The 9,169-nt window shown below is 68.0% G+C and carries 8 protein-coding genes and 2 pseudogenes; 7 read left to right on the forward strand and 3 right to left on the reverse strand.

The annotated features are described in order from the left end of the window. Nucleotides 1–181 (reverse strand): alpha/beta hydrolase (locus CM1CMNOD_RS24360; RefSeq protein ID WP_431607654.1); only part of this gene is annotated, 181 nt, incomplete at its 3' end. After that, on the reverse strand, nucleotides 168–677 hold the full coding sequence (locus CM1CMNOD_RS07075; protein WP_013872982.1) for a MaoC family dehydratase: 510 nt from the start codon (nucleotides 675–677) through the stop codon (nucleotides 168–170). The genes CM1CMNOD_RS07075 and CM1CMNOD_RS24360, both read right to left, overlap by 14 nt. 64 nt (nucleotides 678–741) lie before the next feature. Between CM1CMNOD_RS07075 and CM1CMNOD_RS07080 the strand changes: the two genes are divergently transcribed. From CM1CMNOD_RS07080 to CM1CMNOD_RS07095, 4 genes are all read left to right on the forward strand, one after another. Further along, complete coding sequence (locus tag CM1CMNOD_RS07080; protein WP_013872983.1) at nucleotides 742–1,449, forward strand: ArsR/SmtB family transcription factor; 708 nt, start codon at nucleotides 742–744, stop codon at nucleotides 1,447–1,449. 821 nt (nucleotides 1,450–2,270) lie between these two features. After that, the gene (locus tag CM1CMNOD_RS07085; RefSeq protein ID WP_013872986.1) at nucleotides 2,271–3,161 is read left to right on the forward strand and encodes an oxygenase MpaB family protein; all 891 of its coding nucleotides are present in this window, start codon (nucleotides 2,271–2,273) and stop codon (nucleotides 3,159–3,161) included. A gap of 372 nt (nucleotides 3,162–3,533) precedes the next feature. Then, nucleotides 3,534–4,403: a COG4705 family protein gene (locus CM1CMNOD_RS07090; protein WP_013872987.1), complete on the forward strand. Its 870-nt coding sequence runs from the start codon at nucleotides 3,534–3,536 to the stop codon at nucleotides 4,401–4,403. A 494-nt stretch (nucleotides 4,404–4,897) separates the two neighbouring features. Continuing rightward, complete coding sequence (locus CM1CMNOD_RS07095) at nucleotides 4,898–5,524, forward strand: polysaccharide deacetylase family protein (RefSeq protein WP_013872989.1); 627 nt, start codon at nucleotides 4,898–4,900, stop codon at nucleotides 5,522–5,524. 143 nt (nucleotides 5,525–5,667) lie between these two features. On the opposite strand, the gene CM1CMNOD_RS07100 is transcribed toward CM1CMNOD_RS07095, so the two are convergent. Beyond that, entirely contained in the window at nucleotides 5,668–6,504 is an 837-nt protein-coding gene (locus tag CM1CMNOD_RS07100) for an undecaprenyl-diphosphate phosphatase (RefSeq protein WP_013872990.1), read from the reverse strand. A gap of 327 nt (nucleotides 6,505–6,831) precedes the next feature. On the opposite strand from CM1CMNOD_RS07100, the gene CM1CMNOD_RS07105 reads away from it, so the two are divergent. The 3 genes and pseudogenes from CM1CMNOD_RS07105 to CM1CMNOD_RS23900 form a co-directional block, all read left to right on the forward strand. After that, a complete protein-coding gene (locus CM1CMNOD_RS07105) occupies nucleotides 6,832–7,536 on the forward strand; it encodes a winged helix-turn-helix domain-containing protein (protein ID WP_013872991.1) in 705 nt (234 codons plus the stop codon). Between the two features lie 489 nt (nucleotides 7,537–8,025). Next, nucleotides 8,026–8,907 (forward strand): annotated as a pseudogene (locus CM1CMNOD_RS23895) (sensor histidine kinase); the annotation flags it as partial. A 103-nt stretch (nucleotides 8,908–9,010) separates the two neighbouring features. Next, a pseudogene (locus CM1CMNOD_RS23900) lies at nucleotides 9,011–9,169 on the forward strand (hypothetical protein); the annotation flags it as partial.

A 9,169-nucleotide genomic window follows, 5' to 3' on the forward strand; every position in this document is an offset into this window, starting at 1 on the left:
CAGAGCCGTTAAGTTGACAGTCCCTGGCCGAACGAACGTGGCACGATTCGCCGGGCGTTCCCGCCTGCCACAGCGACTGCCAATGCCCAGGAGGTGAGTCATCCATGCCGGGAACGATGACCAATGGTTGCGAGGGCAGCTTGACCGGTAGGGAGAACTCGGTGGGATCAGACGTCGGCAAGCCGCCGCCGGAGGAAGTTCATGGCCTTGAGCGACATCACTAGATCGCCATCTGAGTTGAGCAGTTCGGCGGTGGTGTGGACCAGACCTCGGTCGGGCTTCGAATTCGACACCCGTGCCGCGTCAATCGTGGCTCGGAACCACAGTTCGTCCCCGGGCCTGACCGGGCGCGGCCATCGTAACTTGTCTATTCCGGGCGAGGCCATGGAGGCGACGTGGGACAGGTAATGATCCACGAACAGTCGCATGCACACTGCCGCCGTGTGCCAACCGCTGGCGATCAGCCCACCGAAGGGCCCACTCGACGCTTGTTCCGGGTCGGTATGAAACGACTGGGGATCGTACTGGCGCGCGAAAGCGACGATCTCATCGGCCGTGATCGTGATGTGTCCGTACTCGTAGACCGAGCCGGGGACGTAGTCCTCGAAATAGCGATCATCAACCGGCACCGCGAAGTCTGCCGCGCTGAGGCATCGGGTCTTCGTCTCGTTCGCCATGGCGAAAGGCTATCCCCAAAACAGTTCGATGGTCAGCGAAGTATTTATGTCGTAGATTGGGAGCGTGCACGCGAGCGACTACGACCTGGCTGCCGTAGCGAAGGTGATCGGTGAGCCGGCTCGGGCGACGATGCTCTTGAGATTGATGGACGGCCAGGCACACGCGGCGTCGGCGCTGGCTGCTGCCGCTGGGGTCTCGCAGTCGACGGCGTCGGCGCACCTGAGCCACCTGGCCGACGCTGGCTTGATCACCGTGCGGGCCGAAGGCTGTCGACGGTTGCACGTGCTCGCGTCAGCCGATGTCGCTGCCGCCGTTGAGGCATTGGGGTGCATCGCTCCGCTGCTGCCGGTTGAGTCGTTGACGCAGGCGCGAACGGGCAGCAAGCTGCAGTTCGCGCGCGCCTGTTACAGCCACCTGGGCGGCTCGTTGGCGGTCGGCGTGACCCGGCACCTGCTCGACGACGGCGTCATCTCGATGGATGCCGACCGGCACAGCATCGAACTGCTCACGCTCGACCATCAGCTTCTGCGTGCGCTCGACATCACCACGCTCTCGGCAGGATCAGGCCCAGTTGCGCGGGGATGTCTGGATTGGACCGAGCAGCAACCCCACCTGGCAGGCCGGCTGGGAACGGCGATCCTGGCAGCTCTGCTGAGCAAGGGCTGGCTCCTCCGACGCCGCCACGATCGCGCCCTCGATCTCACAGATGAAGGCGAGCGCGGCCTACGCCGCTGCCTTACCGAGCTCGCGGTCCCGGTGCGAGTCGGATAGAGCCCCGGCGGTGTGATCCTGGCCGGAAACGGGTCCAGGCGACCACGATTGGCCTCTAGTCGGACCTCGATTTCGCGGATTGGATGGGGGCACTTCCACTTCCGCGAGGAGGTCCTGTGGCCGGACTACTATTCACGCTCGTAGTGGTGGTCGTAGTCCTTGCACTCATAGCGCGAACGCTCTACATGATCCACCGGGATGACCCCGGACCAATCGAGACCAGAGGCGACTACGACACGCGCCGTCCTTCCCTGACAAATCTGGCTGACACCGGTGCGGCCGCCTGCTTCGGGCGTCTCTCGAACTTGGAGTGTGTGATCAGGGACGAGGTCAGGATCGCGCGGTGTGTCTGCCCAGCAGAGTAACCAGGCTCAACGGCTCGTCGGTCGCGCATGACATGCCGAACTCTGTGCGAATGTGGTGATGGATTGTCGCAGTCGAGGAGGGGAGAGCGATCTCCAACATGCCGGGCTGGATCCCGGCTGAGACGCCGGGCGAGCTCTCGTGTGGGTCGGGTTCGCTTGATGCGATACCCCGGTGGAGCGCTGGCCCTGGAAACAGGATTATATCTCGCCGGGGCTTTGGCATGCCCCAGTAGACCTGAGCGAAGGAGCGCCGTCGACCCGGCCGCGGGCAACGAGATCACGATCGCGATCCGGGCGTCAGCGGTCGGTGAGGAGACGGTGGGGTGACGGAGAGCCTGCCCAAGGTGCCGGCCGGCGACAGCCAGGTCCAGCGGGACGCGGAGACCGAGACAGGCGATTGCGTGGCGGTACGGGTGCGCTTACAGTGCACTGACGGTCGCTGAGGAGGTAGTCGTCGTGACCAGGGCCCGTCGCAATGAGGGGCTGGACCCCGAGAGCCAGTTCATGGAGATCTACCGGAACCTGGCTGTCTACGAGTTCCCCTGGGATCTCAACCAGTCGCTGAGTTTCGCGTTGTTCCGGACCTATGGGGTGCCGAGCATCGGCAGCCTGCTGGATCGGACCGGCGAGTTCGGCCGCGACACCCAGAAGCGCTACGACGACACCGCGCTCCTGCTGGAGGTGCCGTTGCTGGAGGGCTTCGACAGCCAGCGCGGCAGGGCGGCGGTGCGGCGCGTCAACCAGATGCACCGGATGTACGACATCTCCAACGCCGACATGCGCTACGTCCTGTCGACGTTCGTGGTGGTGCCGAAGAGGTGGATCGACGAGTACGGCTGGCGCGGGCTCACCGACGGGGAGGTGCTGGCCTCGGTCCGGTACTACCAGACCCTTGGCCACCACCTGGGTATCACGGACATTCCCGCGACATACGACGCGTTCGCCCGTCTGATGGACGGCTACGAGCGCGAGCACTTCGCGTTCGACCCGGGCGGGCGCCGGGTGGCGGACGCGACCCTGCGTCTGCTGACGACGTTCTACCCCCGGCCCGTGCGGCCGCTGGTCGAGGTCTTCAGCCGGGCCCTGATGGACCCACCGCTGCTGGCGGCATTCGGCTACAAGGAGCCCGGCCGCGTCGTGCGGCGTCTCTCCGAGGGCGCGCTGCGCGTGCGGGCCGGGATCGTCGCGCTTTTCCCGGCCCGCCGCTCACCCCGGTACGTCCACGACATGTCCCGTATCCGCAGCTACCCCGACGGCTTCCAGATCGAGCGGATGGGGACCTTCGTCCCCGGCTGCCCCGTGCGCCACGGCGATTCCGGCGCGGCGACCCACCACGCCGCCACCTGAGCCGGCTCCAATGTCGGGCCGGCCCGCCGAGCTCCGCCAGCGGGCCGGCCCGCCAGTCCGCCATGGCTGTCGAGTGTCGCCGTCCGGTGGCTGTGGCCGACCCGGCTGTCCGGGTCGTTCTCCGCATCCCGCGCTCTCGGCCCTGCCCGGCCGGTGTACGGGCCATCCTCGCCGCCGCACCCGACTGGTCACCAACCGGCTCGGCCCATCGCGGTGCCGCTCAACTTCCGCACCCGGGGGCTGGTTTCGCGACGGTGGTGGACGGTCACGAACGTTCGAGCCGTGGCACGCGCTCACACGTCCGTCACATGAATGGTGTGGTGTATTGCGGCAGCGCTGAAACGTCCCTGTCGCCGCCCCGGAAAGATACCGATGCCTTCTTCCTCGCACAGCCGGACCCACGGTCGGGAGCCCATAGCCCCCAAGGTCCCGAAGATCACGGCGCTGTTCTGGGTCGTCAAAATTCTGACAACGGGCATGGGCGAGGCGACCTCGGACTATCTCGCGCACCTCAGCCTGGTGCTTGCGGGCGCGGTCGGTATCCTCGGCTTCACACTCGCGCTCTGGTTGCAGTTCCGGGCCCGGAGTTACTCCGCTCCCGTCTACTGGTTTGCGGTGATGATGGTCGCGGTGTTCGGCACCATGGCCGCCGACGGACCACCCATCGGCCACATCGGTTCGACGGTCTTTTACATCGTGGTCCTCGCGACCGTCTTTTACGCATGGCATCGGCGTGAAGGAACGCTGTCGATCCACAGTATCGTGACCCGCCGCAGGGAGACCTACTACTGGCTGACCGTGCTCGCGACGTTCGCGCTGGGCACCGCGACGGGCGATCTCACCGCGGACTCGTTGCACTTCGGCTACCTGCCCTCGGCCATCCTGTTCACAGCGGTCATCCTGGTGCCAGCGGTCGCCTGGTGGCGGTTCGGCCTGAGCGAGGTCGTCGCCTTCTGGTCCGCCTATGTCGTGACCCGGCCACTGGGCGCCTCGTTCGCCGACTGGCTCGGCAAGCCGGCCGGAAGGTCCGGCGTCGGTCTCGGTGACGGCTTGGTCGCCCTCGCCGCCCTCATCGTGATCGTCGTACTGGTCGGCTATCTGACGGTGACGCGCGGCGGCATCCAACGCGGCGCTGTCGAGAGCGCTGTCGTCGGCGGCGGAGGCACCAGCAACGATGATGTGAACGCTCCGGGCCTTCCCCGGCAGGCTCGGTCGTGGTTCAGCCGGGTGGAGGTCGATTAGGACGTGCCTGACGGATGTTCGATCGCGCGGCGGCACCCACATCGACCAGTATCCATCAGACACACCCCAGCGGCCGAGCCGTCGAAGGTACGGACAAATCCTGTCCACCTTGATCCGCCGGTTGTGCCGCGGCGTCGGGGCTCAGAACTTGTCCTGATCGCTTCACCGGATCTTTTGCTGATCGACGTCATGGTGACGGCTTTTATCATAAGCTTTTCTGCCGATATTCTGAGCGCGGCCCGGTGTCACACTCGAACCTCCCCCAGCGTCCGGATCGGATCCGCATGCCTGAGAGCGCCGATGGGCGATCATCGCGTCGCCAGTTCTTGTCCGCCGCTGGCACGGTGGTCACGGCCGCCGGGCTGGCGGCCTGCGCCACCGGTGGGTCGAACCCACCCGCGTCGGCGTCGGCGTCGGCGGGGCTGTCTGCCGCCGCGGCCCGCCCCGGCAGTTCAGGGGCGGCAACCACCGCGGCCCCTCCCGGACCTGGGCTGATGCCGGGAGGGGCCGCGACAGCGGTCGCCCACGGACCGCGGGACCGTCCCCAGGTGGCGCTCACCTTCCACCTCGGCCCGCACGAGGCGGACCAGGATCTCTCCCTGGCGCATCGGCTGCTCACCGAGGCGGCCGAACTCTTGGTTTCGATTACCGTGTTCGCGGTCGGACAGTGGCTGGACGAACATCGTGATCTTGTCCCCGTCATCCTGGCCGCTGGCAACGAACTGGCGAACCACACGTACTCCCACCCGGTACTGACGGCGTTGCCAGCCGACCTGGTGGCGGCGGAAATCATCGGATGCCGCGACGTCCTGGCCCGGCTGGCTCCGGCCCAGGGCCGCTATTTCCGGCCCTCGGGCACCTCCACCGCCACCCCATTGATCCTCGCCGAGGCCGGTGCCGCGGGTTACCGGACGGTCGTGGACTTCGACGTCGACCCGCTTGACTACACATCCCCTGGAGCCGACGCCGTCGTCGCGCGGGTACGCGCCGGCGTCCGGCCCGGCTCGATCGTGAGCATGCACTTCGGCTACCCGGGAACCGTCACCGCGTTTGCCCGCATCGTCACGAACCTGCGTACGGCAGGCCTGGTCCCGGTGTCAGTACGCGATCTTCTTGTCTGATCCCGTGCACCAGCCGCGCCGCCTGCCAGGGAAAAGAGCCCACGCGGAATGGCCGACGCTCCCGCGAACCCCCAGCGGCGACGGGAGACCTGTTGATCATCGCTGGTGGGCGCCGCTCGAGCATCCAGCGCCGGACAGGGCCATTAGGCGTTCAGGGCGCCGGCGGCCAGCAACGCGAACAGCGCCACGCCGACAGCGACGCGGTAGGTGACGAACGCGTCGAAGGTGTGCCCGGCGACGTATTTGAGCAGCCACGCGATCGAGGCATAGGCGACGGCGAAGGACACCAGCGTGCCGACGGCGACAGACGCTACGGACACGCCGCCGCCGACGGCGTCCTTGAGTTCGTAGAGTCCGGCACCGGTCAGCGCCGGAATGGACAGGAAGAACGACAGCCGGGTGGCCGCGACCCGGTCGAGGTCGCGGATCAGCCCGGTGGAGATGGTGGCGCCGGAACGGGAGAACCCGGGGAACAGCAGCGCGAGGATCTGCGACGATCCGAGGATCATGGCATCGGGGAGTGATATGTCGTCCTCACCTCGTTTGTGGCGTCCGAACCTGTCGGCGAACCACATCAGCGCGCTGCCGGCGAGCAGCGAGCCGGCGACGACCCACAGTGACGCCAGTGGCCCGTCGATCAGCGGTTTGGCGGCGAGTCCCACGACGACGACAGGGATGGTCGCGTAGATCACCCACCAGGTGAAGGTGTAGTCCGGGTTCTGTCGGGCCCGCGGGCTGGCCAGGCCGCGGGCCCAGGCGGTGGTGAAACGGCGGATATCGGCGAAGAAGTACACCAGGACGGCCGCGATCGCGCCGACCTGGATGATCGCGGTGAACCCGATCACGGACGTGTCGTCGACGGGTATCCCCATCAGCCCCTCGGTGATCTTCAGATGGCCGGTCGAGGAGATCGGGAGGAACTCGGTGACTCCCTCGACGACGCCGAGGAGGGCGGCCTGGCCGACGCTGATCGCGCTCATGTGATTGAAATCCCTGATGGTCCAGGTGCGGCGGCATGCCCGCACGGTCGAGTCGTCAGCGGTCACACGCTGTGAGATTCGTCCTGTCGTCGTCGCCCGTCACCCGTGCCGGTCCGAGCGTGACGACTGCGACGGCAGACAGTAGGCCGCGGCGCATGTGAGGACGATGTGAGCGACGGGCCGTCACGCCGCGCGAGCGAGTGTTGCCGGGCGTCGACGTCTGGCTGGGAGCCTGCCGGTCGCCGGTTCCGGGGTTCGGCTTCCGTGCCGGAATGATGACGTTCGGTTCACATCATCTTCACATGACAGGGCGCCTATCGTGCGGTCATGCGGCTGCTGGTGGTGGAGGACGAGACACGGGCCGCCGCGCTGCCGCGCCGAGGCCTGGTGGAGGAGGGATTCGCCGTCGACATCGGCTCGGACGGCGTCGACGCGGTGTGGCAGGCCGGCGAGGTGGCCTACTACGTGATCGTTCTGGATCTGATGCTGCCGGGGATCGACGGGTTCGAGGTGCGCCGGCGCCTGCGGGCGGACGGTCGTTGGGCGCCGGTGCTGATGCTGACCGCCCGCGGAGAGATCGCCGACCGGATTCGCGGTCTGAACGTCGGCGCGGACGACTACCTGCCGAAACCGTTCAGCTTCGGGGAGTTGGTTGCCCGGTTGCGGTTGCGGGTGCGGTTGCTGATGCGGCGCGGAGCGGTGGCCCGGCCGGCCGTACTGGAGGTCGGCGGTCTGCGGCTGGACCTGGCCGCGCGGACGGCGAGCCGGGACGAGACACCGCTGGATCTCTCATCGAAGGAGTTCGCGCTGCTGGAGTACCTGGTGCGTCACCCGGGCGAGGTTCTGACCCGAACCGTGATCATGGAGTACGTGTGGGACTTTGCCTCTGACGCCACCTCCAACGTGGTCGACCAGTACGTCACCTACCTGCGTCGCAAGATCGACAAGTCGTTCGGGGTGCCCCAGGTGGAGATGGTGCGCGGGGTCGGCTACCGACTACGGGCCGACACCGGCCAGCAGCGGCTGGGCTGAGGCGTCGACATGCCACTGCGGGTCCGGCTCGCGGCCGTGTTCGCGCTCGGGACGGTGTTCGTGCTCGCCGGCGTGGGGGTGCTGTTCTACCTACAGCTCCGCTCCAGTCTCCGGACGTCCCTGGACGCCGGGCTGGCCGCCCGCTCGGAAGGGCTGCGGGTGCGGCTGACCGGGGCCGATGTGCCGCTGGACGCGACGCTGGCCTCCGCCGGCCCGCTCGGCCAGTTGATCGGCGCCGATGGCCGGGTGCTCGCGGCATCCCCACCCGCTCGGACATGGCCGCTGGTCGGCGGGGACGTCCTCGCGTCGGCCCGGTCCGGGCCGGTGCTGGTCACCGTGCGTGTCGGCGAGGAGAGCACGCGGGTACGCGCCGAACCACTGACACTCACTCCCGGCCGGCGGGTGGTGCTTCTGGTCGGCTCCCCGACGAAGATCATCGATGCCGCCGAGGACCGGGTCCGCGACGTGATGGTCCTCGCGAGCGTGCCGATGGTCGCGGTGTCCGCGCTTGCCGCGTGGGTCCTGTCCGGGGCGGCGTTGCGGCCGGTGGAACGGATGCGCCGCCAAGCCGCCGCGATGGGGGTCGCCGACACGGGCGGACGTCTCGAGGTCCCGCCGACCCGGGACGAGATCGCCGCGCTCGCCGACACCATGAACGACCTGCTGGACCGGCTGCACGCAGCGCGCGCCCGGGACCGCGCCTTCGTCGCCGACGCGGGCCACGAGTTACGCACCCCCCTGACGATCCTGAAAGCCGAGCTGGAGCTCGCGTTACGGCCCGGACGGAGCATCGGCGAGCTCACCGATGCGGTGTCCGGCGCGGCGGGCGAGACCGATCGCCTCATCCGGCTGGCCGAGGCGCTGCTCGCTCTCGCCCGCTTCGACACCGATTCCGGCCAGCTCGTCCACCGGGAGCGGGTCTGCCTGGCGGACCTGCTCCGCCAGGCCGTCCGCGCGGCCACACCCGCGGCGCACATGAAGGGAGCACGTCTGCGGCTCACGGTCGAAGGGCCGTTGCTGGCCGATGTGGACCCCGACCGGGTGCGCCAGGCCGTCGACAACCTGCTCGGTAACGCCGTCCAGCACGCGCCTCCCGAGACCGAGATCGAGGTCAGCGCCGCGCTGTCACCAGAGGAGACCGTCACCGGGATCGGTCCAGCCGCTGTCCTGCTCCAGGTCCGTGACCACGGCCCGGGGTTTCCAGCTGACTTCCTGCCCCGCGCCTTCGACCGGTTCAGCCGTGCCGACGCCGCCCGGACGCGCGGCGAGGGTGGCGCTGGTCTCGGGCTCGCCATCGTCGCCGCGATCGCGGCGGCCCACGGCGGACGGGCCACCGCGGCCAACCACCCGGACGGCGGCGCGCTCGTCACCCTCGTCCTCGCCACCGATCGGCTCCTGGCTGGATGGGACGGAACCTCGAGCGACGGACGTCCGACGTCCCGTGTTCCGAGTCGTCAGATAGACGAGGATGACAATGATAAAATCGGAAATCTTCACCGAAGTCGATGTCGCCGGTGGCGGCAGGCAGGTGATGAAGAAGCTACCAGAGATCACCCTGGCCTTCTGGGTCATGAAGATTGCCGCGACGACCCTCGGGGAGACAGCAGGTGACCTGTTCGCGCAGACTCTCGGG

This window comes from Protofrankia symbiont of Coriaria myrtifolia (assembly GCF_900634755.1).
GTDB lineage: Bacteria > Actinomycetota > Actinomycetes > Frankiales > Frankiaceae > Protofrankia > Protofrankia coriariae.

What these genes read in the sequence shown, in the direction of transcription:
- CM1CMNOD_RS07100 (WP_013872990.1), bottom strand. Translation starts at nt 6,504, where the DNA reads ATGAGCGCGATCAGCGTCGGCCAGGCCGCCCTCCTCGGCGTCGTCGAG.
- CM1CMNOD_RS07095 (WP_013872989.1), top strand. Translation starts at nt 4,898, where the DNA reads ATGCCGGGAGGGGCCGCGACAGCGGTCGCCCACGGACCGCGGGACCGT.
- CM1CMNOD_RS07090 (WP_013872987.1), top strand. Translation starts at nt 3,534, where the DNA reads ATGCCTTCTTCCTCGCACAGCCGGACCCACGGTCGGGAGCCCATAGCC.
- CM1CMNOD_RS07075 (WP_013872982.1), bottom strand. Translation starts at nt 677, where the DNA reads ATGGCGAACGAGACGAAGACCCGATGCCTCAGCGCGGCAGACTTCGCG.
- CM1CMNOD_RS07105 (WP_013872991.1), top strand. Translation starts at nt 6,832, where the DNA reads ATGCGGCTGCTGGTGGTGGAGGACGAGACACGGGCCGCCGCGCTGCCG.